Genomic DNA, 26,966 nt, shown 5'->3' on the forward strand with positions numbered 1-26,966 from the left:
TTATTCTTTGGGTCTGTGACTGCAATATAAAAATAAAAAGGGCGTTGATGATAAGTCTGCGCCCTTTTTGTTGCTCATGACCCGTCCTAAATAGCGTTGACACATTTAACTCGTACACTGAGGAAAATGTGATGAACCAATATGTTAAACGTACGCAACGCGATTATCCTCTATCCTTTAAATTGGCCGTTGTCGAACAGGTCGAAAAAGGTGAAATGACATACCGCCAGGCGCAAGACCGCTACGGTATTCAAGGCCGTTCTACCGTCCTGACGTGGCTACGCAAGTTCGGTCAACTCGACTGGCTTTCTCCCTCTCCTGCAAGAATGTACGGAATTAACATGCCCAAAATGCCTCTTACTCCCGAACAGCGAATCAAAGAACTCGAACAGCAACTTGCTGAATCAGAAGTCAAAGCGCAGTTTTTTGAAGCGGTTGTGAAGGTCATGAACACGGAGTTCGGAGCCACACTGACAAAAAAGCAGTTGGCCACGTTATCACGCAAGCGCAAACGCCGGGACTCACAGTAACGCGCGCTTGCTGGTTCATGGGGATTAGCCGACAGGCGTGGTATCAGTCTTTGCAGCGTGAACGCGGAAGAGAAAAACAGGCACAGCGCATCGTTGAGCAAGTGACGGCCATCCGGTTACAACAGCCCCGGTTGGGTACGCGTAAATTGCATTACTTGTTGCGACAACAAGCAGAACCGGCGCTGCATGTTGGCCGAGATCGCCTGTTCCAGATACTGCGTTGCTCGCGGTTACTGGTGATGCCTAAACGTGCCTATCATAAAACGACAAACAGCCATCATCGCTTTTACCGTCACCCTAACTTATTGAAGTCAGGAGCAAATCAGGTTATTGCCAGCCACCCGGAACAGGTATGGGTCGCGGATATCACTTACCTTCCCCTGCGGACAGGAACGGCGTATGTGAGTCTGGTCACTGACGCCTGGTCGAGAAAAATCGTGGGATATCATGTGCATGAAAGTCTGCACACCCGCCATGTAGCCGTTGCGCTCAAAATGGCGCTGGTGAGCAGGCGCACAGCATCTGCGCTGATACATCACTCAGACCGGGGTATCCAGTACTGTTCAACAGAATATCAGGCGTTACATCAACGTCACGGTGTCATCTGTTCGATGACGGATGGATATGATTGTTATCAGAATGCGCTGGCGGAGCGGGTCAATGGGATATTAAAACTGGAATATCTGCTGGTTAAGCCGAAAGATATTGGTCAGGCAAGAAAGATGGTCAGGGAGTCAGTGGAAATCTACAACACGCGGCGACCGCATCTGTCGTTAAAATACAAAACGCCCGATGAAGTTCATCAGGCGTTTTAAGGCTGAAAAGTGTCAACCTATATCAGGACTAGTCATCAGCATTGTCTGTTAGTGCGCACCGCCGCCGCCTCCACCGGAGGTAAATGGCGGTTTGGCAAACCACACCAGAGCCAGTAGCAACAGGAACACTCCAGCCGAGAGCCAGAAGATCTCATTGGCAGAGATAATCAGTCCCTGATTGGTAATTTCTCGCGCCAGGTAAGCCGACGCTTGCTGCTGGTTCATCCCCAGCTTCTCTAAATCCTGATACATCTGTGTGGCATTCGGGTTAAACGGATTAACAAACTCCGTCAACTGCGAATGGTGCATCGACTCTCTTTGCGTCCACAACGTGGTGGTGATTGAGGTACCAATCGACCCGGCCAATGTTCGCAGGAAATTAGACAAACTGGATGCTGCCGCCATACGCTCCGGCGGTAAGCCGGACAAAGTAATCGCTGTCAGTGGCATAAAGAAGCAGGCAATAGCAAAACCTTGTACAAACTGCGGCCACGCCGAGGCACCAAAGTCCATTCCCGGTTCGAATGTATATGCTCGCCAGTAGAAACAGACCGCATACATAATGAAACTGAATGTGACTAACTGCCGCATATCAATGCGATGCGAGAAACGTCCAATGATAGGTGACAGCAACACCGGCAAGATACCCACTGGCGCTGATGCCAGACCGGCCCAGGTGGCGGTATAGCCATACACCTCCTGTAGTAGCTGCGGCAACAAGACAATTGCGCCAAAGTACAACATATAGGCCAAGCTGATACACAAACAACCAATAGTAAAGTTTCTCGATTTGAATAATGACAAATCAATCACCGGATGGTCGTCGGTTAGCTCCCACACTATCAGGAAGGTAATGGCAATCACGGCAATGACCGTCAGGACGATTATCTCGGTTGAGTTAAACCAGTCCAGCTCCTTACCTTGGTCGAGCATGATTTGTAAGGCACCGATACCCACCACCAATAATACCAATCCCACGGTATCAATAGGTTTGATTTCGGTTTTGGTCTCTCGTCCTTTCAGCGTACTGCCGGCCATCAAAATGACGACCAGTCCGATCGGGATGTTGATAAAGAAGATCCAGCCCCAGTGATAGTTGTCACTGATATAACCGCCGAGGATCGGCCCAAAGATTGGGGCGACAACAATAGTCATCGACCACAATGCCAGGGCCATACTTCGCTTCGCGGGCGGGTAGTTATTCAGGAGTAAGCTTTGTGACAATGGGATCAATGGGCCTGCGACCAGCCCTTGAATGACCCGGAAGAAGATAAGCATCCCCAGGCTGTTTGACACGCCACATAGCCATGAAGCCAGTGCAAATAACCCGGTTGACCACAGAAACAATCTGACTTCACCGATGCGTTTTGCCAACCAACCGGTGATCGGGATGGAAATCGCATTTGCCACACCGAATGAGGTGATAACCCATGTGCCCTGGGAGTTGGACGAGCCAAGATCTCCGGCAATCGTCGGAATAGCCACGTTTGCAATGGTGGAATCCAGCACCTGCATGAAAGTCGCTAATGATAATGCGACCGTCATCCAGGCTAGTTGGGCACCCTCAAGCGGTTTTTGTGCCACAGAGGCCTCCGGCGCGCTTAACTTGCATTTGCATCAACATTAACCCGCATTCGCATGAACAATGTCGCTAATCATTTGATTAACTGGCGCTAAATCCAATGACAGCGCATTGGTGACAAATGCCGGTTCTTTGCGCACGTTTTGCGCTAACACCTGGCCGTCGGTATCGGCGGTGTCTACCCTAACGGTGGTTGATAAACCAATACGTAGCGGATGTTCAGCCAGCTGTTTGGCATCCAGTTCAATACGCACCGGCAAGCGCTGAACCACTTTGATCCAGTTGCCGGTGGCGTTTTGGGCGGGTAGCAGTGAGAAGGCGCTGCCTGTTCCCATATCCAGACCGACAACTTTCCCTTGGAAGACGACATCGTCACCGTAGAAATCAGTCACTATCGTGGCGGGTTGACCAATGCGCATATTGGCCAATTGTGTTTCTTTAAAGTTAGCGTCAATCCACATTTCATTAGCCGGAATGACCGCCATCAATGGCGCACCATTGGCAATTTCAGCGCCCACTTGCACACTGCGACGCGAAACAAAACCGGTAATTGGGCTGACAACTTTGGTGCGTTGCAGGGCGAGCCAGGCATCACGCAGTTTGGCCGCAGCTTGTTCGACCGCCGGTTGTTTTTCCAAAGGTGTATTCAGCACCAGCGCCTGATTGGCGTTGTATTGCGCAATCGCCACATCCAATGAAGCTTGTGCTGCATCGACGGCATCACGGGCGTGTTGCAGTTCTTCACGACCAATTGCATCAACAGAACCCAGCACCACACGGCGTTTCAGGTCATTTTGTGCTTTACTCAGTTCAGTTTTCTTCAGCGCAATATTGGCTTGATACTGTTTGCTGTTAATTATGAGCTGGTGGGTTTGGCGCACGGTATTTGCCAGTGCAGTTTTCGCCTGTTCGTAAGCTTGTTCCGCATCGGTTGGATCAAGTGTTAATAGCACATCGCCACTTTTGACCAGATCAGTATTTTCAAAATTAACGCTGACCACACTGCCAGGAACCTGTGACATTATCTGTACCTGATTGCCCGAAACATAGGCATTATCAGTCTCTTGGTGATGACGCAGCACCAGGAACCAATAAATAAGGTAAGCCACCCCAATAATAATAAAAATACCCGTCAGTAAGAGCAGCACGCGTTTACGTTGCTTCTTTTTATTCTGCGGTTGTTGCGGCACTTGAGCTTCCGCGTTTGTGCTCATGGTCTTCCCCACATATTATATTGTTTTATTTTGTGAACCATCACTGACGGGGGCCTGATAGCCACCACCGAGTGAACGGATCAAACCAATCTTGGCCTGCAATAAGTTGTTGCTGGCATTGAGTTCTGATTGCTGCTGTTGCAGGTATTGCGACTGGCTAATCAACAGTTCATCGCGCCCGATAATCCCTGCCGTATATCGAGCGTCGGCGACGTTATAAACCTTCTGCATAGATTGCGATGCGGATATAGCTTGCTGTAGCTGGAGTTGACTGCTTTGTTGGATGGTGATGGCATCCGCCGTTTCCCGCACAGCATTGAGGATGGTTTGGTTATAGGATTCAACCGCTTCATCATAAAGGGCTGATTCCTCGCCTAACTTACTGCGCAACGCGCCAGCGTGGAAAATGGGCAGTGAGATGGCTGGAGCAAAGTTCCATGCCTGACTGGCCGCTTCCAACAGATTAGGGTTGGTGCCCTGGAAGTTAGTGGTAGATAGCCCGGCAAATCCGGTAATGGATAAGCTGGGATAAAACTCTTTACGTGCCGCTTTAACTCGCTGGTCATAAGATTCAACCAGTTGGCGCTGAGCAGCAATATCCGGCCGTTTGCCCAATAAATCCGTGGTCAGCTCGCCTTTAGGGGCCAGGCGGGTGATATCTGGTAATGGCACCTGGCGTAAATTTTGTGTGGCATTCGGGCCTTGCCCTGTCAGCGCTGCCAACTGATGTTTCAGTTGTTCACCTTGAGATTGCAGTTGAATGATTTGTTGTTTGGCCGTATCCGCCTGAGCTTTTGTTTGCTGTGGGATTTCAATGCCATAGATGCCCGCCTGATATTGCTTAGTGCGCAGTTCAGCCAGACGATCATTATTATCGACTTCCTGCTGCAACACATTTTGCAGGGCAAAATTACTCTGTAATTGGTAATAAACCGATGCCACTGAGCTGGTTAGTGTCAGCGCGGCCTGCTGCTGTTCTGCACGGGCAGAATTAACTTGTGCATTGGCGGCATTGACCCGATTGCGGTATTTACCCCACCAATCAAACTCATAGCTAAGATTCAGGCCAAGAATATTGGAGGTTTCATACAAGGGCTTGTCAGGATACGACTGCAAGAACGGTTGTAGTGTATTTTGCGAAACCTTTTCTCGTTTACTGCTACCGTTGAGGTCCAGGTTGGGGCCATTTGCTGCATCAGCCTGACCCACTACGCTTTGTGCTTCACGCACCCGTGCCGCCGCTTGTTTAAGCGAAGGCGAGGTTTGTAAGCTTTGGGACATCAAAGCATCAAGTTGGGGATCTTCCAGTACCCGCCACCACTGAGGACTGAGTGCCAACGAGCTGACTTTGGGTTGCGCCAATTGCAGTTGTTGGTTATCCAGCATTTGAGACTGAGGAGCAATATTATCGCTTGAGGCGCAGCCCGCCAGTATGAGTACGACGAGCAGGGGCGCGAGTCTCCAGCTATGTGGGGATGACATAGTGATTTACCTGGATAAAGTTATGTATCTGGATAGAACCGGTGGAATTACTGTTCCGGTATTTCCATTTGGTCCAAACGCGTCAGCAACTTGCGCGTCAGCGTTTCAAGCTGTTGCTGCTCGTCGGCGTCCAGTGTTGACCAAAGAAAATGCAGACACTTATGTTGTGGGGGAAGTAGCTGATTTAAAAACTCAACGCCCGCCTCGGTCAGATGTAAATGCAAACAACGGCGGTCATTGTGGCTTTCACGGCGTTCAATCCAGCCTTTCTTTTCCAACTCGTCAGCAATACGGGTGGCATTGGTGCGTGAAGACCCCAGTGCGGCACTGAGTTCTGACGGCTGAATACTGTGGCTCTCTTGTGCTTCCAGTGTAATTAGCGCCATAAACAGGGTCTCGTTAATCCCTTGTGCTTTCAGCATCTTATTGCGATTTTCCAGCAACTTACTGTGCATATGCATACATAAGCGCGTCAGCAGAATTTCTTGGTAAGGGAAATCTTTCTGACGTTTGGCACGAGAGTTAAGCATCTGTTCGATGGGACTAAAGGAACTTTCCATTATAAGGAGCCTCATTAATTTCAAATGGTACAGTAACGGTAGTGACTAATAATGTAAACGGGTTAATAAGAGAAAAATTTAGCAATTCGTGTTATTCAGTCACTGTGTGTGAATAATTAGTATTATTAATTGTAAGGATATTGTGTTTCAGTTCACAATTCAGGCAAATTGTTATGCCAAAATCATCAGTAATTTGAATGTCAGACCGTAACTGAGTGCTCCCAGTAAGGTGGCGAAGATAATACTGTTGGTTTTATAAAAGCATCCACAGATAACTAAAAAACCAATTAGTGTAGGAATTAATTTCTGTGGGTTATGCACTATCTCCGGGGTACTGGAAACCACCAACAACGCACAGATAGAGGCGATCCCGATGCTGTCTAGCAACAGGGAGACTTTCCCTCGTTGCAGGCCTGCTTGTTTACGGGCAGGCCCCAGGCGCAGCGGCAGATAACGAAACAGGTAATTGACCGTTCCCACCACCAAACCAATGATCACAACATCCATATTCATGGCTTCGGCTCCTCTTTATCACTCTCGTTATTTTCTATAACGGTCTCGGGGACGGGTTGGAGCAGGGCTGCCAGGCATCCGCCGCCAATACCGGCTAAAATAGCCACCGGAATAGAGAACAGCAGCACGCCCAGCAAGGCTCCGGTCAGTGAAGCAATAACGGTAAGGCTGTATTGGCGTTTGAACGAGGCCAATAAGAAGCTGAGGAATAGCGCCGGGAGCATAAAGGAGAGTGATGCTTCAATCGCCGGGTAATTTTCCAGCGGCCCATGACCAAACATCGCGCCGATAGCGGTGCCAGCTACCCAAGACAACCAAGAGGTGAACGCGATGCCAAGCATCCAGTTTTCACTCCAGCGCCGTTGATCTTTCATTAGCTTGGTTGTTGCGGCGGCAAACACTTCATCAGTAAGACCAAAGGCCCACAGCGCCGTTTTTTTGCCAGATAACCTGGTTACAATGCGGTGTTTCAGTGCTGGCCCGTACAAGATATGGCGGACATCCATAGCCATCACGGTCAAGGCGGAAACCCACAATGACATCCCCGCGCTGAGCAGGGCGGTAATAACGAATTGGCTGGCTCCGGCATAAATAATGCAAGAAAAGAAAATAGCTTCCCACGGAGTAAAGCCAAGTTTTACCGAACTCAAACCAAAGGCAAAAGCAACGGGTAGATAACCGATAACAATCGGTAGGCTATCGGTTATTCCTTCAATAAAGGTGGCGGTCGGCTGGGCCGTCGAGGGGGAGTCGGTGGTTTGGCTTTGCATAGGGTCAGCTATCGGTAATTTGGGTTACGGGATAATAAAAGTTAAGTAACATTACCAGAGTGGTAATTGTCTTAATACCCTATAACCCAAATTTATATCTCAATTGATTATTAGTTAGCTAACTAATTAAGATTACTCGACCGGTTGATTAGCAGGGGGATCAAAGCGTTTACCAGCCAACCAGGTGGTGATGTTCAAGATACATAGCACCAGTCCGGCAAGCGCCACACCATACCAGCCTGCATGTTGATAGGCGGCGGCTGAAATCAGGGAACCTAATGCCCCACCAATAAAGTAAGTGGTCATATAACCCGCAGTTAAGCGATTTCTGGCTTCTGGCATCATGCGGTATATCACGCTCTGATTGGTGACATGCACCCCTTGAACGGCCAGATCTAACACGATAATCCCGATTATCAGTGCAGTGATTGAATGCTGTCCCAGGGCTATTGGGATCCATGACAACAGCAATAATATCAAACCCACGCTGGTGGTTATCCGCGCCTTTCCTTTATCTGCCAACTGACCAGCTTTGGTGGCCATTAATGCACCCGCCGCCCCGACCAAACCAAATAGCCCGATCGTGGCTTCTGAATAGCCAAAAGGTGGCGAAGCCAGCAGGAAAGCCATTGACGTCCACAAGACACTAAAGTTGGCAAATGACAGTGCACCCAGTAAGGCGCGGGTGCGCAGCACTGGGGTACGGATAAATAAAGAAAATATTGAGCCGAGCAACTGACCATAATTGAGGCCGGAATGTTGCTTATAGCGCGGCAGATAGCGCCATAGAATCAACGCCATGATTATCATCAATACACTGGCAACCCAATAAATGGTACGCCATCCCCCGATGGAGGCCAATGCGCCCGCCACCGTTCGTGCCAGTAAAATACCCAACAATAGGCCGCTCATGATAATACCGACCACTTTACCGCGTTTTTCCGGTGCAGCTAGTGTGGCGGCTAAGGGCACCAGCAATTGCGCCACCACCGAGAACAAGCCGGTGAGGGCGGTGCCGACAATCATCATCGCGAGGTTTTGCGACATCGCGGTAATCAGCATGCCGCCTGCCGCCAGCAGAGTCATACCGACAATCAACCCGCGCCGCTCAAACATATCCCCCAAAGGAACCAGGAACATTAACCCCACCGCGTAGCCTAACTGAGCCGCCGTTACGATGAAACCGGCCTGATTGACCGAAAGGTTAAAGGCTTGTGCGATGGTTTCCAGCAGTGGCTGGGCATAATAGTTGCTGGCAACCGCCAGTCCGGTAGCGACCGACATCAAGACAATCAATGCTGGGCTTAAACCGGCGTTTTCGGTTTTTTGTGTCATAGCGAATTATTCTGAATTGAAAAGAGCGACAGTATTAGATAAATAAAGGTGATAAACCAATAGATAAATTTTACCTCACTTTAATTCAGTTTAGTTTTGGGTAGGTTTGGTTGATGGTTGATGGTTGATGGTTGATGGTTGATTAAGTGATTTAGTTCGGTTGTTAGAGTATGGGATCTGATTTCGGTTGATAGACGTTCAGTTATCACCTTACCTCTGCGGCTTCAACCGAGCAGGAGGGCATCCCTGCCCAAGCGCGCTTTTCGCCGAGGTATTCGTCCCGTCCTTGGGACTCACCCCTTCGGGGCCACTGCAAGCAGCGTTCAAATCTGCTCCCGGCAGATTTGTCCATGTCCGCTCACTCTACCCTCCATTCTTGTCGGCAATATTCCTGATTGCGCTCAAAATCAAAACCACGGTTTTTGACCTTGATGTTAAAAGCACATTTGAGCCGCCGAGTGAAGAATGAAGGTAGGACGCGAGGCATGGATGCCGAGCGAGGGCCGCTTGAGCATGGATGCGAATCGGCCCGGTCCGTCAGCGAAATGATGAGTGAGGGAACCCACGCAGTGGGCAAGCGATACGGGCGCAAGCGCGGGATTCCACAAGGGGGCCGCAGCCCCCTTTGGCGGTTGAGGCGGCAATGGTTAAGTTGACTCAGGTGCTTTAACAACCGAACCTGATCATCAAACCAAACCAAACCAAACCAAATTCACTCCGAAATTAAACTCACATGCGCTGCCACAATCCGCCAGCCGCAGGGCAGCTTAACCTCGCTAAAATCGGGTAGCAGTTCAATTTACTCTTCTGTCTATCCTCAGCGCTTAAGATTGTGTCGTGGTTAACTTACAACAACAAAAACTTATCGCTATCGTAGAAAGCCGGAAACCTTTCCCGATAGGCCTGTAAGGTTTCTAAAGACAACTCCGCATCCAGTTGCGCCGCTTGCCTTGGTTCTGTCTGGGCCAGAATCTCGCCCAGGGCATCCAAAATCACACTATCCCCCTGATAATGATGACCATTATCATCATCACCAACCCGATTACAGCCAGCGACATAAGCCTGATTTTCTATTGCTCGTGCCGCCAATAGAGTTTGCCAATGTTTAGCGCGGGCGGTAGGCCAGTTAGCGACATACAGAGCTAAATCATAATCTTGCTGATTGCGCGACCACACCGGAAAGCGCAGGTCATAACAAACTTGCGGCAGAATTCGCCAGCCGCGCCACTCAACAACTTTACGCTCTTTACCCGCCAGGTAGTGATGGTGCTCACCAGCCATACGGAATAAGTGGCGTTTGTCATAGTGATGGATTGTCCCATCTGGCTGCACCAACAGAAAACGGTTAACTGCGCCGTCAGGGGTATTCAGAGCTACGCTGCCGCCAATCAGAGCATCGGTGCGCACCGACCAATGGCGTAACCAATCAATGACCTCGTTTTCTGGCAATGCATTTTCAGCGGCATTCATCGCAAAACCGCTGGTAAACATTTCCGGCAATACAATCACATCACGCTGCTGTATGGATTCCAGCAGCATGTCAAAGTGGCGTAGATTCGCCTGAGCATCCAGCCACACCAGCGGTTGTTGCAGCAGAGTTAGTTTTAAAGTTGACACAATCGCTCCGCAGCAGCATCCAGCGTGGCATCCTGTTTGGCGAAGCACAACCGGATCAATTTATGGGGGAACGGGCCTGCGCAGAATACTGATAAAGGTATCGCGGCGACACCTACGTGTTCGGTGAGCCATTTGCAGAACTCTACATCGTCGAGATCAGAAATAGCGCTGTAGTCGGCCAACAAGAAGTAAGTTCCTTCACTGGGTAGAATGTTGAATCGGCTGGCTGACAGCGCATTGACGAATCGATCGCGGCGCGCGCGGTAGAATTCCGGCAATTGTTGCCAATGTTCCGGTTCGCTATTAAGCATGTCAGCCAGTGCAAATTGAACTGGAGTGCACACCGAAAATGTCAAATATTGGTGAATTTTGCGCACTTCGGCACTGATCGCCGCAGGGGCGATGCAATAACCCGCTTTCCAGCCGGTCATATGAAAAGTTTTGCCGAAAGAGGAGACCGCAATAGCCCGCTGGCGCAATTGTGGATGAGCCAACACACTGGCATGGCCTGCCGCGCTGAAGCAGATGTGTTCGTATACTTCATCACTGAGAACATAGATATTGCGCTCAGCAATCACTTGCCACAATTGTTCAAAATCTGCTGCGCGCCAAACTGTTGCCGAGGGGTTATGTGGCGTATTCACAATCACCAATCGGGTGCGTTCAGATATCAAATCAGCAAACTCAGCCCAGTCGGTGTTGAATGCGGGAGGTTTAAGCGCAATGCGTTTGAGTATTCCGCCGGCCAATTTAACTACTGGGGCATAACTGTCATAGCTGGGATCAAAGCAAATAACTTCGTCGCCTGGGCGCACCAGCGCGGTGATGGCGGCAAAGAGTGCTTCGCTGGCACCGGTGGTGACAGTGACTTCGCTATCGGCATCGGGTTGCCAGCCATAGATTTTAGCTGTTTTCTCGGCGATGGCGGTGCGTAGCGGTGCGACGCCGGTCATGGGAGCATATTGGTTTGCGCCCTGACTAACATGATAGGCTAATCGTTGTTTTAAATAATCTGGGCCATCAAAATCAGGGAAGCCTTGCGACAGGTTAATTGCTTGATGTTTTTGCGCCAATGCACTCATTTGCGTAAAGATTGTGGTGCCCTGTGCGGGTAATTTACTGTCTGGAATAAAAGATAAAGTGCTCATGGCAGGTGAATACTCCTGGCGCTGTATGTTGCTGTCAATATAACACGATGTTAAGATTTGGCAATCAAGACGCTTAGATGTTTAAACGGCTAAATGACGAAATTGGCTAAGCATAGATAAAATTATGCTAATGATTTTTTTGCGCTAACAAATGTCGTCATGCCGATTGCAGTGGCAACATGCCATAGCACATCAACACCACAACAGGGATATGCAATGACAGAAAATGTACAACTCGGCGCGCTGCTAGCCGCCTGCCACTGGATTGGCGAGAAGGGCTGGTGCCCAGCGACCGGCGGCAATATGTCCCTGCGGCTAGATTCCGCTCAATGTCTGGTTACGGAGTCGGGCAAAGATAAAGGGAGTTTGACCGCGGATGATTTTTTGCTGGTGGAGACGGCCAATAACCATGTTCCCAGCGGGCGCACCCCGTCAGCGGAAACTGGCCTGCATACCCTGCTTTATCGGCTGTACCCTGAAATCAATGCGGTATTACATACTCACTCGGTGAATGCTACGGTGCTATCGCGCGTCGAGCGTAGCAATGAGTTGGTATTGCACGGCTACGAGATGCAGAAATCCCTCTCGGGGCAACGCAGTCATCTGGATAGCGTGGTGATCCCCATCTTCGATAATGATCAGGATATCCCGGCCTTGGCACAGCGAGTTGCCGCGCTGGCTGATAATCATCCATTACGTTATGGTTTTTTGGTCCGTGGGCATGGTTTGTATTGTTGGGGAAATAGTGTGTCTGAAGCCCGCCGTCATTTGGAAGGGCTGGAGTTCCTGTTCCAGTGTGAACTGCAACGCCGTCTGTTGGATGCCAATTTTAAACTGGGGGCAAAATGATTCAGGCAATAGTGACCGATATTGAAGGCACCACTACCGACATCCGCTTTGTCCAGCAAGTGTTGTTTCCATATGCTCGTGAGCGGCTGACGCCTTTTTTACGTGAACATCAGCAGGATGAAGAGGTTGCGAACGCATTGCTCAGCTTGCGGCGTGAGGTTGAACAACCGGATGCAGATATTGAAACTCTGATTACCACATTGCACAGTTTTATGGATGAAGACCGCAAATCTACTGCGCTAAAAGCCATTCAGGGCATTATTTGGCGCAGCGGTTATCTGCAAGGTGATTTTCGTGGCCATCTGTACCCCGATGTTACGCCGCAACTGGCTGATTGGCAGCAGCAAGGGCTGAAGTTGTATGTCTATTCATCCGGTTCGGTTGATGCTCAGAAATTATTGTTTGGTTACAGTGATGCAGGTGATTTACAGCCATTATTCAGTGGTTATTTTGATACCCATGTTGGGGCAAAGCGCGAAGTGAGCGCTTACCAGAATATTGCTCATCAGCTGGCTATTGCCCCGCAAGCATTGCTGTTTTTATCTGATATCCGCCAAGAATTGGATGCCGCACAGCTTGCCGGTTGGCAGACTTGTCAGTTGATTCGAGATCTTCCCGACAGCGAAAGCCGTCATCTCCAAGTCAGCCGTTTTGATGAAATAGACATAGAGGGTTTTACAGCATGAGCGGATTAACCATTTTTAGTGATGAGCAGCCAGAACAGCCGCTGTGGCAAAGCCGAGATGCTGAGGAAATTCAACAGCAATTGACCGCTATTGGCGTACGATTTGAGCGCTGGCAGGCGGATCGCGAACTGGGCGAGAACCCACAACCGGACGCTGTGATTGCAGCTTATCAGCATGAAATTGACCGGCTGGTAGCGGAAAAGGGCTATCAAAGCTGGGATGTGATCAGTATGCGTCCTGATAATGAGCAGCGTGAAGTATTGCGCGAGAAATTCTTATCAGAACATACCCACGGTGAAGATGAAGTGCGTTTCTTTGTCGAAGGAGCCGGGTTATTTTGCTTGCATCTCAATAGTAAGATTTACCAAATTCTTTGTGAAAAGAATGATTTACTGTCAGTTCCAGCGGATACACCGCATTGGTTTGATATGGGTTCTAAACCGAATTTTACCGCTATTCGGGTATTTGATAATCCAGAGGGTTGGGTAGCGCGTTTTACCGGCGATAAGATAGCTGACTCGTATCCGCGTCTGGATTAATCCCCTTCGTCCTTAAAGCCGCAGGGGTGTTAGCTACGCTCGCTTACCCGAATCACTTACTTGAGTAAGCTCATCGGGATGCGTTCGCTTGCTGCCTACCTGCGACTCCAATGACTTTGGGGATAAAATTTCAAATACTGCTTAATTCTTCGGCTGGAAGAATCCTGCGGCTACTTGTCCTGGCGTGATAACACCGCTATCCAGCACCCAGCCACTGATTAATGCGGCTGGGGTAACATCAAACGCCGGGTTATACACCGGCGCATTCGCAGGTGCCCATTGGCAATGGCCGAAACCGCCTGATACCCCTTTGACTTCGCTGGCATCCCGTTGCTCTATGGGGATGGCCGCGCCATTTGGGCAGTCAGGATCATGAGTGGTATGCGGGGCCGCTACGTAGAATGGAATGCGGTGATAATTCGCCAATACGGCCAAACTGTAGGTACCAATTTTATTCGCTACATCGCCATTCGCCGCAATGCGATCAGCGCCCACCCAGACGGCATCGACTCTGCCCTGAGCCATCAGGCTGGCAGCCATCGAATCACAAATTAATTGATATGGAATCCCTAATTCGCCTAGTTCCCAAGCGGTTAAGCGACCACCTTGCAGCAATGGGCGGGTTTCATCTACCCACACCTGCTTGATCTTACCTTGCTGATGCGCTCTCAGTAACACGCCGATAGCAGTACCAATGCCCGCAGTAGCGAGCCCGCCGGTATTGCAGTGGGTGAGTAAGTTGCTGTCAGGCTTAACCAATTGCACCCCATGCTGGGCAATCCGCTCACATAACTCGCGGTCTTCCTCTACCAGACGCAATGCTTCGTGAGTCATGGCTGCGACCCAGTTAGCCTGCAATAACGCCTGCTGCATCCGCGCTAGATTATTCATTAAATTCACGGCGGTTGGACGCGATTCTCGCAGCGCAATCAGTGCTTGTTCAAGCTGGGCTTGCGGCAAACCGCGCTCTGCCAACAAAGCCAACAGCAGGCTGGCTGATAAGCCAATCAATGGCGCGCCGCGTACGCGCAGCGCTTGAATATGCTCAATCAGCAATTCCACCGTATCGGCGGACAGCCATTCCTGGCGTTGTGGCAAGGTTTGTTGGTCAAGTATCCACAGCTTCCCATCAACAATCTTTAAGCTGGTCGTTTGTAAATCAAGCGTGTTAAGCGTCTGCATTGTCAGTTAAATCCATGTTGCGTTATTGCATCTGGTTTCTTATTCTGCCAACATATCTTACGGATGTGTAGACGTCTATATGGTTTTACGCCTAAATATGGATTTTTTTGCTCGAACAGGGAATAATTTCACGGCTAAGCAAATGGTTGGCGGTGAGTGAATCAGAATCAGATAAAGAATAATGAGGTTGAAGATGTCGCGCTACCATACATTTACTGCTGCGGATGCCGTTGAATATGCTCGCCAATTTGGTCAAATAGCTGATCCATTGGCGCTGGTGACAGCCGACGAAATTGGCGATGGGAATCTCAACCTGGTGTTTAAAATCCGTGATGCTGCGGGGATGAGTCGGGTGATTGTTAAACAAGCACTGCCTTATGTGCGTTGTGTGGGAGAGTCTTGGCCGCTGACCCTGGATCGCGCCAGAATAGAAGCCGAAACTCTGTTAACCCACGGCCAATTTTGCCCACAACATACGGTTAATGTTCTGCATCACGATGCAGAGCTGGCGGTGATGGTTCAGGAGGACTTATCTGATCACGAAATCTGGCGCAGTGAATTGGTGAAAGGAAAATACTATCCGCAAGCGGCGGGGCAATTAGCTGAGTATTTAGCGCAAACTTTATTCCATACTTCCGATTTTTATCAGTCGGCTCAAGCTAAAAAGGCCGCGGTCAGTCGCTATACCAACCCAGAATTGTGCCAAATTACCGAAGATCTGTTCTTTACTGATCCCTACATTGATCATGAGCGTAATAATTTCGATCCGGCTCTATTACCCGAGGTGCTGGCATTACGTCAGGATGATGCACTCAAGTTGGCTGTTGCTTCGCTAAAGCACCGTTTTTTGAGCAAAGCTGAAGCATTGCTGCACGGTGATATTCACAGCGGTTCCATTTTTGTCGCTGATGGCCGCTTGAAAGCCATCGATGCCGAGTTTGGTTTCTATGGCCCGATAGGTTTTGATGTGGGCACCGCACTGGGTAATTTACTGCTCAACTATTGTGGTTTGCCGGGGTTAGCTGGCCCAAGGGACGCCGCGGCGGGCCGTGAACAGCGGTTGAAAGATATTCATATTTTGTGGGAAACCTTCTCCCACCGTTTTCTGGCATTATGCGAGGAAAAAACACAAGATTCAGCGCTGGCAACGGCGGGTTACGCTCGGTTATTTCTCCAGCAGGTTTGGCAAGATGCAGTGGGATATTGTGGCAGTGAATTGATCCGACGTACCATTGGGCTGGCCCATGTGGCTGATCTGGATAGTATCGCTGATGATGAGATGCGCCGGGCATGTCAGCGGCATGCTTTGAGTTTGGGGCGTACTTTGATTTTGGCCGCGTCACGTATAGATAGCATTGATGATTTGATTGCTCGTATTAGACAGAATGGATAGCAAAGATTATTTATAGCCCAACGCGATAGTTATTTGAATGAAAATACAGTAACCCCTTAAGTAATACGGGGTTAATGTTGATGACAAGCCCATGTTATCGCACCGAGACTGGCGGGGCGGCTGTACCGATGGCCGCTCCGACGGCTCACGCCGTTACGACCCATTCGGCACATTTCCCCGCTTATCAACTTTGTCAGCAGTCTGAACCTCGTTAAGTAATACGGGTTTTTTATTATGTGAATTACTATTAGGTATGGTATTTTTAAAAATATAAAATAGCATATTTAACATTTGGATAAAAAATTGATGATTCTGTTATTTTAAAAAAAGTATTAATTTTTTTGCTGTCATGATTGGTTTTATCTATAACTTATAATTTTTATGCAATTAATTGCAATAAATATTATTTAGAAGGTTTGTTCTGTTTTTAGGTTATGTATTTCATTTGGTTGCGTTATTACTCGGCTATTTATAATAAATAAAACCAATCCAATAAGTCGTTTGAATTAAATGTAATTATTATTTTATGTTGATTATGATATATCTACCACAAATAACTATTTGTTATAAATATGAACTGAATATTAGTCTGAAACAATAGAGAACCCTCTTTAGGGTATTTATAATTATTGCAGTTAGCACGTTCTGTTTAATTTTTATAAAAACACAACTAAAAATCGACCCTAATGGGCCAGCGTTAAATAACTTATTTTTTTATTTAAACTGGCATTGTCATCATGCTAAGCAGGCGTATTTTATGCGATATTTTTATTATCCAGAAAAATCACGGCATCAGAATAATTTTAGCTTTACGGTAATAATATCAACCCTTTTTTTTTGTTCGCAGGCAGTTTCCGCTCCTCAGGTAATAAATGTACCTAATGCGGGTACGATTAGTAACGAAATACGGCAAACCACACCGGAAGCATTACTTGCACCACAGAAGGCTGAAGTTAAACTTTCGCCTTTGATTTCGCCCCCTTCACCAGGTCGTACTACAGCGACGGAAACAATCATTTTACGTGAAGTTAGATTTGAGGGGGATACTCAGTTATTACAGACTGCTGCCGGAAATAATAAAGCGCTACGTGGAGTCATTATTCCCTGGCTAGGGCAGAGATTAGCCTTTAACGATTTGCAAGCCATGACTTTGGCGGTCACTCGTTTCTATCGACAACAGGGATTCGTTGCCGCTCAGGCAATATTGCCGCCACAAACTATTCGTGAAGGTATTGTCGTCGTTCGTATTATTGCTGGCCGATTAGATAATCCGGAAGTCAATAATCTGAGTCGGCTGAATACTGACTTTGCTGCTGCTATGATTGAAAGTAATAGTTGTGGTAAAGAAGTGGGAATCTTTGGCAATAAAGATTGTGCGGCTTCCCCAGCTGAATTATCTCGCCTTGAAAGAACCGCCCTCATTCTTAATGAAATACCGGGAGTTGATGCGGCTTTGGCATTAAAGCCAGGAACCCAATCGGGAATGACGAGAATTTATGCTGATATTACCCCAGGACAGGCTGCAATGGGCTATATCGGCATAGATAATCAAGGTAATGATTACTCTGGTCATAATCGGTTATTAGCCGGAGGGGCTGTTAATAATCCAACAGGATGGGGGGATCAATTACGAGCCGATTTTATTTTATCCAGCTCGGCAGATGTATTCAATGGTATGTTGGACTACAACTTTCCCATTAATACCTATGGCACTCGCGCAGCGCTTAATTATAGTTACCTGGATTATACCCTGAAGGGGCCTTTCGAAATATTGGATGCTCGAGGTCATTCTAACAGTTGGGGTATTAGTCTGAGTCATCCGTGGATACGTAATTCAGCGGCGCGGATTGATGCGAATGCGGGTTACCATCAGAGCAGAATGCGTGATGCACTGATTCTATTACCGGAACAAAAACGTAATTTGGATGCCGGTGAGTTTGAGATTGATGGCACTTTTTCCGCAGTGCCACGCGGGTTAAGCCATTTTAATTTACTGGGCACCGCAGGTCACCTTTCATTGGATGACGAATTTAGTCAGAGCACGAATTCATTGACCGGTATTAGCGGTACTTTTGCCCGCTTTAATTATCGCGCGGGTCATGATCAGGGTTTTGGCCCTTATTTCTCTTTCTTCAACCAATTTACCGGTCAAATGGCCAGTAAGAATCTTGATAGCTCACAAAAACTGCTGTTGGGAGGGCCATTGGCGGTTCGGGCTTACGGTATTGGCGAAGGAGCGGTGGATAAAGGCACGCTTTTTACCACCGAATTACGGACTCGTTGGCAACCCCCGTTTCTAGATTGGGCTGGTGCGGGCAATCAAATCACGGTTGCGGCATTTTTTGACCAAGGATGGGGATCCTATTTTCGCCAGCCTATCGAGGGACTGACGGGAAATAATATCAACCTGTCAGGCTTTGGTGCCTATATCGCTCTCTCTCGTCCGGCAGATTATTTCTTGAATCTGACTTGGGCACATCGCACCGGCCAGGCTGCAACTTCTCAACCGGATAACGACCAACTTTGGCTTAGCGCTTACAAGTTGTTTTAGCGCTTATCGGCATATTTGTCAGATTTAATGGACGTGAAGAATGAACAGTAAATTATACAAACTTATTTTCTGCCGTCGGTTGGGATGCTTAATTGCTGTGGGAGAATTTACCCGAACTTACGGTCGATCATTTTCGTCTTTCGGCAAAAAAATTATTAATGATAATCATACGAGGGCTGGAAAATTAAGTCACCTGGCTATCCTGACAGGATTGGCTCTCGGCATATTACCCCTACTGGTATTTGCCCACCCTTCATTGCCGGTGAATGGCAATATTGTGGTCGGTCAAGGGAAGATGGATGTTAATAACACCACTCTTACTATCACTCAGCAAAGCGATAAGTTGGCGATCAATTGGGGCAGTTTTGATATTGCGCAGGGAAACAACGTTATTTATAACCAGCCAGGGCAGCAGAGTATCGCGCTGAACCGGGTACTCGGCCGCGATGCATCACAAATATATGGCAACCTGAAAGCTAATGGTCAGGTTTTTTTACTTAATCCGAATGGCATTCTATTTGGTAAAGGTGCGCAAGTTGATGTCGGTGGTTTAATTGCCAGTACTAAATCAATGTCTAATCAGGACTTTATTAGCGGGTGCTATACGCTGACCAGCCAAAAACAAGAAGGCAAACTGGTTAATCAGGCTAATTTGCGCACCACGGCAGGTGGTTATATCGCATTGATTGGTCAGCAGGTTGATAATCAACCATCCGGTGTTATCAATACGCCGCAAGGGAAAGTGGCATTAGCGAGTGGCAGTCGCGTCATCCTTAATTTGGATCGCGGCAACTTACTCGGGGTGCAAGTTCAAGGTGAGCAAGTCAATACTTTGCTACAAAACGGTGGGTTGATTCGGGCTGATGAGGGGGTTATTCAACTGACCGCGCAGGGTAAAGAAATGTTGATGAATACCGTGATTGATAATACCGGCATTTTGCAGGCGCGTGGTTTGTCAGAAAAAAATGGTGTTATTTACCTTAATGGTGGCAATGAAGGGGTGGTGAGTCAGCAGGGGATGATTAATGTCAACAGTCAGCAGGGACGTGGCGGGAATGTTATCCTAATTGGTGAAAATATACATTTGGTTGCTGCAAGCAAAATTGATGCGCGTGGGGACGAGGGCGGGGGAAAAGTGCTGGTCGGTGGCGACTGGCAGGGCAAAAATAAGCTGATAAAGAATGCTCGTTCAGTTGTGATGGACAAAGGTGCGAATATTGATGTTTCCTCCACACATCAAGGGGCTGGCGGCACCGCAGTTTTGTGGTCTGAACATTACACCGGTTTCTATGGTGATATTCATGCCCGAGGTGGGTCACTATCAGGTGATGGTGGGCAAGTTGAAACATCCAGTCAGCGCAATTTGCAGTCTTTTGGTCGGGTTGATGTCAGTGCGATTATGGGCAACACGGGCAGATGGTTACTCGATCCGGCAGAGGTAAATATTGTTGGTAGTGGTGCTGAAAGTGGAGTATCGGTTCAGATAGGTGATATCCCTGCCGGATATGCAAAGAATGCGCAGGTTTTCACGCCAATGGCCAATGTTACGCAAATATTGAACACCAGTATCAATGCACAACTCGATAAAGGCACCAATGTCACGATTACCACCAGTAATGGCAGTTTAACGAATTGCCGTTGGTGTAATATTACCCTGCAAGCTGATATCAATAAAATAGCCGGTGGCGATGCTACTCTGACTTTACAGGCTGACGGTAATATTGTTAGTAATGGCCATAATATTACGGCGACTACGGGAAAACTAAACCTTAATTTATTATCGGGAGACTCGATAGTAGATTCGATAATTACATTGAATAATAGTGATGTGTTATTAAATGGCGGGGATTTACTGATGAAACATGCCAATGAAAATAATGCCGCGCGCATCAGTATTATGGGGGGGCGATATCAGGTTGGCAATCTAACCCTGGAAGGTAATACCGGGATGGCATCCTACGTGGGCGTCAATATTAGTAATTCCGCTAATATAAGCGTGGCAGGTGAAACTCGTATAAGCGGTGAAAGTAGTAATGCTAATCAGCAAGGATGGCGTGGTATTGATATATCCGGTGATTCAGTTTTTGCTGGGAAAGGTGATATGTCATTTACTATGAAATCTAATTCCAGAAGTTCGTGGATGGGAACATTCACTAATGCAACTATTGCTGGCGATAAGAATATCACCTTCCAGGCTAATGCCAATGGTAGTACCTCAGGAGGAGTCGATTTTACTAATGGAAGCCTTGTTTCTAAGTCTGGCAATATTTCATTTGATATTAATGGCGAAATTATCACTCAGACTAGTTTTGGACTGCGAATTCAAGGTTCAAAAGTTAGTGGCAATAATGTTAACGTTGAAATAAACACTAAAGGAGTTGATGGCTTTTTACTCAGAGATAGTCATATTACGGCAACCGCAGGTAATATTAGTGCAAATGCCACGACTACCCATAAAGGGCTTTGGATTTCAGGTGATACTGATCTGAATGCCAGTAAAAATATCAAGTTGCAAGGCGTGACCACTAATTCGACGACGGTAGGTGCTGATGCAATAAAGATCAACGGTAACTCCAGTAGTGTTCAGGTCAATATGGCTGCCGGTGGCAATATCTCTATGGTGGCAGTTAATAAAGGAACTGAAGTCGGAAGTACTATTTCCGCAGATTATACTAATATAAAAGCTCAGGGCGGGGATTTTAATTTAAATATCAGTGGGGTAAAAGGTAGCCCTTTTAGTAATGTCAATATCAGTGCTGATAATATTATATTGAATGGCAATATCAGCGATAACGATGCGGTAGTAATGACAAATACTTTTCTTGCGGCTAAAGGTGATATTAAAGCTAATTTAAGCTCACCAAACCATAAGGCATTATATTTTAAAGGTAATGGTGGTATGAGTGCAGGGCAGAATTTATCTGTAGCTGTTAATACCTCAGGCGCGAGTGTTGAAGCGGTGACAATTACTGGAATCGCATCTAATAGAATGAACGTTACAGTAGGAAGAGATATATCAATAATAGCCAATAATCATGGGAACATGACAGGGGCTGGTATTGGTGTTGATTATGTCAATTTTGAAGCAAAAAACGGAAACTTCACAGCAAATAACAATGGTTCAAAAAGTATTGGTATTGCCAATGCAGACATTAGAGCAAATGAAGTTAATTTGATATCTAATACGAGTCGCGCTGATGGGATGGTCATCCGCGAAGCTAATATTACGACATTGACGGGAAATATTAATGCCAATGCAACTTCAACGAATAGAGGGATTGTTATCAGGCAAAATACAACCTTAAGCGCACAAAAGGAACTTATGTTAGTGGCTACAAGCAGTGCCGCAAGTGAAGCCATTATAGTCCAAGGGTTATCAGACGAGTCACGTAGTCATTTAGTTGCACAAGGGAATATCAGCTTAAAAGGCAGCAATAGCAAAGGCTCAAACTCGCGTTCATCCGTTAATCTGGCGAATGTTAGTTTGACCTCTGTTGGGAAGAATATTGATATTAATAGTTCATCAGTCGGTGATGGCGATGTTTATTTTAACAATGTCGATCTTAATGCCGCGTTGGGGAATGTTACGGTTTATGGTGAAGCACTATCAGCGTTATCCACTGCCACAAATTCTGTATTAAGTTTGGGCGGAAATAACAGTATCAAAGCGCTAAATGGCTTACTTATTGGCAAAGCGATTAATACTACCCAAGGCGCAGGTACCCTATTTAGAGCCAATGGCAGCTTATCCGTTGCAGGGAATATTGCTATCCAAGGTGAGACCGGTGGCACCGGTGCAATTCGTAATGGTATTGCGTTTTATGGTGCCAATACACTTAATATTGCCAAGGATAGCCAGTTATCTCTTCTCGGTGAAAATACAGGTTCACAAATTACTGCGGGCGGAAATGGTATCAGCTATCTAAGCCCTAAAACATTAACTATTAATAATAATGGTTCTTTAACAATGGAAGGGCGATCAACCAGTGGTACCGGTATTAATTTCCCTATTGGTAATAATACAGTTGTATTAAATGGTGAAGGTGACTCGCTAATTAAAGGTAGCAGTGTTGCTGGCAGTGGGGTGGCTATTTCCGGTATGGTTAATAATAGTAGCGGCCCTGTCACGATTGAAGGAAGCAGTACTGATGGCTCTGGGGTTCATTTGTTCAGTGCCGAGCATCAAATTAACCGTATTAATGTGACTGGCAGTTCAATCCAGGCTGAAGCCCTACGTATCAGCGGTAATGCCACCATCACGGATACTGCACTGAGCGGCAAATCAATTAATGGCAGTGGCATCAAAGTTGATTCATTGCCTGGTTCTGGGGTTATCACCCATGTCGTACTTGATAATGCCGCGCTCAATGGTAGTAGTACTCATGGCATAGGGGTGGAGATAACCAGTGATATAAACGGTATTCATCAGAGTATTATTAATGGCACCACTGATGGTATCGGTTATGGCATTGATATTGATAAGAATTTACATGTTACAGGTACCAGTGAAACGGATCTGCTCACTTTACAAGGGGTTGCGACGATGGGCAGTGGTACTGGGATAAAGCTCAACGGTAATAACGATTTAAGCAATACCAGTTTAAATGGCGCGGCTGTGGATGGTATTGCATTAGATCTTTCCGATTCATTGACTAATAGCGGCAATGCTCGACTAAACGGCACTGCTTCAGGTGATGGCATCGGGGTGCAGATTAATGGAACACTTAGTAACGGTGTCGTCAACGGAACTTCAGCCAGCGGGGTGGGGGTGCAGGTTAGTGGTTCGCTAGATGATAGCCATGTTACTGGCATTTCGGCCAGTGGTAGCGGGGTGAAAGTTGACGCTGAAACTGTTCTTAACAATACGATGCTTAAAGGTACCAGCACTGATGGTATTGGTGTGGAAATCACTGCCAATCTATCAGGTTATTACGGTAGCTCAGTGCAAGGTAATGTTACCGATGGCACCGGGGTGAGGATTGATAGAAATACCCTCCTTGTGGGTGGGGACACGGACGATTTGTTGGTTATCAATGGTAATGCGACCGGGGATCAAGGCCGCGGTATTCAGCTTAATGGCAATAACACCCTGGATAACACCACATTAGCCGGTAATGCCAGCGATGGTACAGGTATTGATATCGACGGCCCGCTGACTAACAAAGGCAATAGCACAGTTGATGGCAAAGCCACGGACGGCGACGGCGTGCAACTGAACGGGGCCATTTCAGGTGGTACGGTCAACGGGACTTCAGATACCGGTTCCGGTATCAAGGTTGATGGTGACAGTGAACTTGATAATGCCACGCTGAACGGTAACAGCCCGGATGGCAAGGGTATCGAAATCGTAGCTAATCTAACCGGCAATCATGGCAGCGCGGTGCACGGTGAGACCGCCGAGGGTAGCGGGGTGGATATTGGCCAGAATGCCACCCTCACTGGCGGTGGAACCAACGATCTGCTGGCTGTCACTGGCAACGCCAGCGGCGATGTCGGTACCGGCGTGCAGCTCGACGGTAATAATACCCTGGATAACACCACATTAGCCGGTAATGCCAGCGATGGTCATGGTATAGAGGTAACCGGCCCGGTATCCAGTACCGGTAATACGACGATTAATGGTAATACTGTTGGTGATGGTTATGGTGTTCATATTGATGGCCCAATGAGTGGCGGTTTGGTAAATGGCAATTCCGCTAATAATCACGGTATTTACCTCAATGATTATGCAGCGATAAATGATATTACGCTCGGCGGGAATGCTGGATCTGGTAAGTCACTGATGTTTATAGTATTGCCGAAAAATATTGGTGGCAATGTCACTATCAATGGCAAACCGATTGATAAAAATAGCGTTGGCGGTAGAACCAAATCTGGCTCAACACTAATATCAACACCTGCATCAACCTCAGCTCCAACCCCAACCTCAGTTCCAACCCCAACCTCGCTCCTGACTCCCATACTGATATCTGGAGAAAATACAATATCAGAGCAGATAACGCAGCCTCAGGAGATAAGTAAACATGGCTCATTAATGATGAAACGAAACCAGATCCTCAGCTCTCTTGACGAACAAATTTTACCGCCGCTTGTGGTGACTGAATCTGAGCGTGATATCGCGGCCAACATCAGTGTCGTGGTTTGTATCCCAGAAGGGGAAACCACTGAGAGTGGGCCTTGCGAGACGCATATTTTAGGTAAATGGAAGCCCTTAACCCAGACCGCTAAGCAGAAGTGACGGGCTTGTTAACTCGCTAAATTTACTCGTAAAGTCGTGATATCAAAGTGACAAGGAGAGCTGATAATGGTGGATAAGACGGTTGAGGTATCACAAGAGGCAGAGAATTCGACAGCTTTTTCATTGCCTTATTTCGAATTTTTAGTGTGTGTACGGCGTTATGAAGAAGCGGGGCGATTACTGATATTAATGCTGGAGCAACTGGACACTCAATATGGTCGCTGGGATGTTTTTTCGCTTAAGCAACAATCGATACAACAACAGGAACATTATTGTAATCGGCTCGCGGCAGCTATTGGCAACTTATTTTCTGATCCTGGATTTGTGTTATCGGAAAAAGGATTCTTACAACTTATTAATTTCCATCGTTGGATTGCATTAATTTTCGCAGCGTCCCCATTTGGTCATGCCGATCACGTCATTACTAATCTTAATCAGGCCGGTGAGGGATGTGCTCATCCTCTTCGCTTTGAGCAGAATAATTTTCTTAAATTTTGTGTCATGTATTTACCAGAATCCGGTATTCCTCTACAACCCGAGATATTATGGCAATTTAATCCCAATGCAGCGGCAGCCTTATTTCTGGCTTTATTGTCCCCGCGAATTTTACCCAGCACAGTGGGGCACGCAAAGCGTGAGCTTTTATTGCGATGGTTACCGGAACGGTTGTTAACTCTCGATAGCCTTGAACATCTACCAGAACGTATCTTGCATGATGTTTATATGCATTGCAGTTATGCTGATATGGCTGAAAAACATGCTATCAAACGCAGTATTAATTTCCACTTACGCAACACACTATTACACAATGGTCTATCTGATAATCACTTATCACCGCCATCACGCGATAAGCCATTGATGCTGGTTATTCTTGAATGGTTTAACAGCGGTCATTCTATCTATCGCACTCATTCCAGTACCTTACGCGCGGCGCGCGAGCAGTTTTCTACTCATGGTGCCACTATTATTGATGCAACCGACGCAATAACCCAGGCTGTGTTTGATGACTTTACTGAGGTTAATCGAGCGGGGGCGGTCGAGGCCATTGTGGCATTAACGCAACAGTTGCTGCCCGATGTTATCTATTTCCCCAGTGTTGGCATGTTCCCGCTCACCATTGCACTGACTAACCTGCGCCTGGCCCCTTTGCAAGTGATGGCCTTGGGGCACCCTGCGACTACTCATTCTGATTATATTGATGCAGTTTTAGTAGAGGAGGATTATTTAGGTGATATTGCGTGTTTCTCAGAAAAAGTTGTCTCATTGCCTAAAGATTGCCTGCCCTACGTGCCGCCCGCCAATATTAGCCAGCCGGAACCCATATTACATTTTGCTGAGCGGCCAGCTGTACATATTGCTGTTTGTGCTTCTGCCATGAAAATTAACCCTCGCTTTTTAGCCACTTGTGCTGAAATCACTCGGCAAACATCAACATCGGTGGTATTTCATTTTCTAGTGGGGTTCTGTTGGGGAATTACCCATCGGGTGATGGAAAAAGCCGTTAATGATATTCTTCCTCAAGCCAGAGTTTATGAGCATTTGGGGTATCTGGATTACTTACAGGTTATTAATCAGTGTGACCTGTTTATCAACCCATTTCCCTTTGGTAATACCAATGGGATTGTTGATACCGTGCGTCAGGGTTTACCCGGTGTGTGTCTAAGCGGCACCGAGGTTCATGAGCATATCGATGAGGGGTTATTTCGTCGTTTGGGGTTAGATGAAGAGTTAATCGCGCATGATTTGGCAGAATATATTGCAGTAACAGTACGGCTGATTTCAGATAAAGAGTGGCGTCAGAGTTTACGCCAACGCTTGTTACAGATTCAGCCTGATAATGTGTTGTTTGCCGGAAAACCTGAGCAGTTCGGACTGATTGTTCGTGGCTTGCTGGCAGATAAAAAAAGCCCCCGGTAAGGGAGGCTGAGGTTAATGACAAAGTGCCCGTAACGGTGAAAACAG

Annotated in this window: 19 protein-coding genes; 9 read left to right on the forward strand and 10 right to left on the reverse strand. The window is 47.3% G+C overall.

Translation table 11 applies throughout. The features are described from left to right. The first annotated feature begins 131 nt into the window (after positions 1–131). Positions 132–1,345 (forward strand): IS3 family transposase gene (locus tag FGL26_RS20470; protein ID WP_102990434.1). Its coding sequence is split into 2 segments (ribosomal slippage): positions 132–474 and positions 474–1,345, totalling 1,215 coding nucleotides; the frame shifts between segments, so codons are not numbered across the junction. Between the two features lie 48 nt (positions 1,346–1,393). Here FGL26_RS20470 and emrB read toward each other — a convergent pair. From emrB to FGL26_RS20525, 9 genes are all read right to left on the reverse strand, one after another. After that, the gene (gene emrB / locus FGL26_RS20475) at positions 1,394–2,929 is read right to left on the reverse strand and encodes a multidrug efflux MFS transporter permease subunit EmrB (protein WP_005165015.1); all 1,536 of its coding nucleotides are present in this window, start codon (positions 2,927–2,929) and stop codon (positions 1,394–1,396) included. Positions 2,930–2,968: 39 nt separating this feature from the next. Then, complete coding sequence (emrA, locus tag FGL26_RS20480) at positions 2,969–4,141, reverse strand: multidrug efflux MFS transporter periplasmic adaptor subunit EmrA (RefSeq protein ID WP_005167472.1); 1,173 nt, start codon at positions 4,139–4,141, stop codon at positions 2,969–2,971. Positions 4,142–4,156: 15 nt separating this feature from the next. Next, positions 4,157–5,623 carry an efflux transporter outer membrane subunit gene (locus FGL26_RS20485; RefSeq protein WP_005167475.1) on the reverse strand — a complete coding sequence of 489 codons (1,467 nt, stop codon included), beginning with the start codon at positions 5,621–5,623 and terminating at the stop codon, positions 4,157–4,159. Positions 5,624–5,670: 47 nt separating this feature from the next. Further along, the gene (mprA, locus tag FGL26_RS20490) at positions 5,671–6,183 is read right to left on the reverse strand and encodes a transcriptional repressor MprA (RefSeq protein ID WP_005165011.1); all 513 of its coding nucleotides are present in this window, start codon (positions 6,181–6,183) and stop codon (positions 5,671–5,673) included. Between the two features lie 171 nt (positions 6,184–6,354). Then, positions 6,355–6,696, reverse strand: a complete 342-nt coding sequence (gene ygaH, locus FGL26_RS20495) for an L-valine transporter subunit YgaH (protein ID WP_005165010.1) — start codon at positions 6,694–6,696, stop codon at positions 6,355–6,357. Continuing rightward, positions 6,693–7,466 carry an AzlC family ABC transporter permease gene (locus tag FGL26_RS20500; RefSeq protein ID WP_005167477.1) on the reverse strand — a complete coding sequence of 258 codons (774 nt, stop codon included), beginning with the start codon at positions 7,464–7,466 and terminating at the stop codon, positions 6,693–6,695. Before FGL26_RS20500 ends, ygaH begins: the two co-directional genes overlap by 4 nt. A gap of 132 nt (positions 7,467–7,598) precedes the next feature. Next, on the reverse strand, positions 7,599–8,801 hold the full coding sequence (locus FGL26_RS20505) for an MFS transporter (RefSeq protein WP_005165008.1): 1,203 nt from the start codon (positions 8,799–8,801) through the stop codon (positions 7,599–7,601). An 846-nt stretch (positions 8,802–9,647) separates the two neighbouring features. Continuing rightward, positions 9,648–10,418 (reverse strand): amidohydrolase, encoded by a 771-nt coding sequence (locus FGL26_RS20520; RefSeq protein ID WP_005167478.1) that lies wholly within the window; start codon positions 10,416–10,418, stop codon positions 9,648–9,650. Beyond that, positions 10,406–11,566 (reverse strand): pyridoxal phosphate-dependent aminotransferase, encoded by a 1,161-nt coding sequence (locus FGL26_RS20525; protein ID WP_005167479.1) that lies wholly within the window; start codon positions 11,564–11,566, stop codon positions 10,406–10,408. The genes FGL26_RS20520 and FGL26_RS20525 overlap by 13 nt, the downstream gene beginning before the upstream one ends. 216 nt (positions 11,567–11,782) lie before the next feature. On the opposite strand from FGL26_RS20525, the gene FGL26_RS20530 reads away from it, so the two are divergent. The 3 genes from FGL26_RS20530 to FGL26_RS20540 are packed head-to-tail and all read left to right on the forward strand — an operon-like array spanning position 11,783 to position 13,640. Continuing rightward, complete coding sequence (locus FGL26_RS20530; protein WP_005167480.1) at positions 11,783–12,415, forward strand: methylthioribulose 1-phosphate dehydratase; 633 nt, start codon at positions 11,783–11,785, stop codon at positions 12,413–12,415. After that, a complete protein-coding gene (gene mtnC, locus FGL26_RS20535; protein WP_005167481.1) occupies positions 12,412–13,101 on the forward strand; it encodes an acireductone synthase in 690 nt (229 codons plus the stop codon). Before FGL26_RS20530 ends, mtnC begins: the two co-directional genes overlap by 4 nt. Continuing rightward, positions 13,098–13,640 carry a 1,2-dihydroxy-3-keto-5-methylthiopentene dioxygenase gene (locus FGL26_RS20540; RefSeq protein WP_005167484.1) on the forward strand — a complete coding sequence of 181 codons (543 nt, stop codon included), beginning with the start codon at positions 13,098–13,100 and terminating at the stop codon, positions 13,638–13,640. Before mtnC ends, FGL26_RS20540 begins: the two co-directional genes overlap by 4 nt. Before the next feature lie 141 nt (positions 13,641–13,781). On the opposite strand, the gene mtnA is transcribed toward FGL26_RS20540, so the two are convergent. Continuing rightward, positions 13,782–14,822 (reverse strand): S-methyl-5-thioribose-1-phosphate isomerase, encoded by a 1,041-nt coding sequence (mtnA, locus tag FGL26_RS20545; RefSeq protein ID WP_032912606.1) that lies wholly within the window; start codon positions 14,820–14,822, stop codon positions 13,782–13,784. Positions 14,823–15,015: 193 nt separating this feature from the next. On the opposite strand from mtnA, the gene mtnK reads away from it, so the two are divergent. From mtnK to FGL26_RS20565, 5 genes are all read left to right on the forward strand, one after another. Next, entirely contained in the window at positions 15,016–16,215 is a 1,200-nt protein-coding gene (gene mtnK / locus FGL26_RS20550) for an S-methyl-5-thioribose kinase (RefSeq protein ID WP_005167488.1), read from the forward strand. Between the two features lie 80 nt (positions 16,216–16,295). Continuing rightward, on the forward strand, positions 16,296–16,430 hold the full coding sequence (locus tag FGL26_RS21795) for a hypothetical protein (RefSeq protein ID WP_255265351.1): 135 nt from the start codon (positions 16,296–16,298) through the stop codon (positions 16,428–16,430). A 542-nt stretch (positions 16,431–16,972) separates the two neighbouring features. Further along, the gene (locus FGL26_RS20555) at positions 16,973–18,766 is read left to right on the forward strand and encodes a ShlB/FhaC/HecB family hemolysin secretion/activation protein (protein WP_005167492.1); all 1,794 of its coding nucleotides are present in this window, start codon (positions 16,973–16,975) and stop codon (positions 18,764–18,766) included. A gap of 40 nt (positions 18,767–18,806) precedes the next feature. After that, positions 18,807–25,004, forward strand: coding sequence for a two-partner secretion domain-containing protein (locus FGL26_RS20560; RefSeq protein WP_072013159.1), 6,198 nt, complete (start codon positions 18,807–18,809; stop codon positions 25,002–25,004). A gap of 66 nt (positions 25,005–25,070) precedes the next feature. Continuing rightward, positions 25,071–26,921, forward strand: a complete 1,851-nt coding sequence (locus tag FGL26_RS20565) for a hypothetical protein (protein ID WP_005167495.1) — start codon at positions 25,071–25,073, stop codon at positions 26,919–26,921. Positions 26,922–26,966 lie beyond the last annotated feature (45 nt).

The sequence above is a fragment of the Yersinia enterocolitica subsp. enterocolitica genome (assembly GCF_901472495.1).
Classification (GTDB): domain Bacteria; phylum Pseudomonadota; class Gammaproteobacteria; order Enterobacterales; family Enterobacteriaceae; genus Yersinia; species Yersinia enterocolitica.

Coding starts and splice junctions, on each gene's coding strand:
- FGL26_RS20560 (WP_072013159.1), top strand. CDS start 18,807: ATGAACAGTAAATTATACAAACTTATTTTCTGCCGTCGGTTGGGATGC.
- FGL26_RS20555 (WP_005167492.1), top strand. CDS start 16,973: ATGCGATATTTTTATTATCCAGAAAAATCACGGCATCAGAATAATTTT.
- FGL26_RS20530 (WP_005167480.1), top strand. CDS start 11,783: ATGACAGAAAATGTACAACTCGGCGCGCTGCTAGCCGCCTGCCACTGG.
- mtnC (WP_005167481.1), top strand. CDS start 12,412: ATGATTCAGGCAATAGTGACCGATATTGAAGGCACCACTACCGACATC.
- FGL26_RS20500 (WP_005167477.1), bottom strand. CDS start 7,466: ATGCAAAGCCAAACCACCGACTCCCCCTCGACGGCCCAGCCGACCGCC.
- FGL26_RS21795 (WP_255265351.1), top strand. CDS start 16,296: ATGACAAGCCCATGTTATCGCACCGAGACTGGCGGGGCGGCTGTACCG.
- FGL26_RS20565 (WP_005167495.1), top strand. CDS start 25,071: ATGGTGGATAAGACGGTTGAGGTATCACAAGAGGCAGAGAATTCGACA.
- mtnK (WP_005167488.1), top strand. CDS start 15,016: ATGTCGCGCTACCATACATTTACTGCTGCGGATGCCGTTGAATATGCT.
- ygaH (WP_005165010.1), bottom strand. CDS start 6,696: ATGAATATGGATGTTGTGATCATTGGTTTGGTGGTGGGAACGGTCAAT.
- mprA (WP_005165011.1), bottom strand. CDS start 6,183: ATGGAAAGTTCCTTTAGTCCCATCGAACAGATGCTTAACTCTCGTGCC.
- FGL26_RS20540 (WP_005167484.1), top strand. CDS start 13,098: ATGAGCGGATTAACCATTTTTAGTGATGAGCAGCCAGAACAGCCGCTG.
- FGL26_RS20525 (WP_005167479.1), bottom strand. CDS start 11,566: ATGAGCACTTTATCTTTTATTCCAGACAGTAAATTACCCGCACAGGGC.
- mtnA (WP_032912606.1), bottom strand. CDS start 14,822: ATGCAGACGCTTAACACGCTTGATTTACAAACGACCAGCTTAAAGATT.
- FGL26_RS20505 (WP_005165008.1), bottom strand. CDS start 8,801: ATGACACAAAAAACCGAAAACGCCGGTTTAAGCCCAGCATTGATTGTC.
- FGL26_RS20485 (WP_005167475.1), bottom strand. CDS start 5,623: ATGTCATCCCCACATAGCTGGAGACTCGCGCCCCTGCTCGTCGTACTC.
- emrA (WP_005167472.1), bottom strand. CDS start 4,141: ATGAGCACAAACGCGGAAGCTCAAGTGCCGCAACAACCGCAGAATAAA.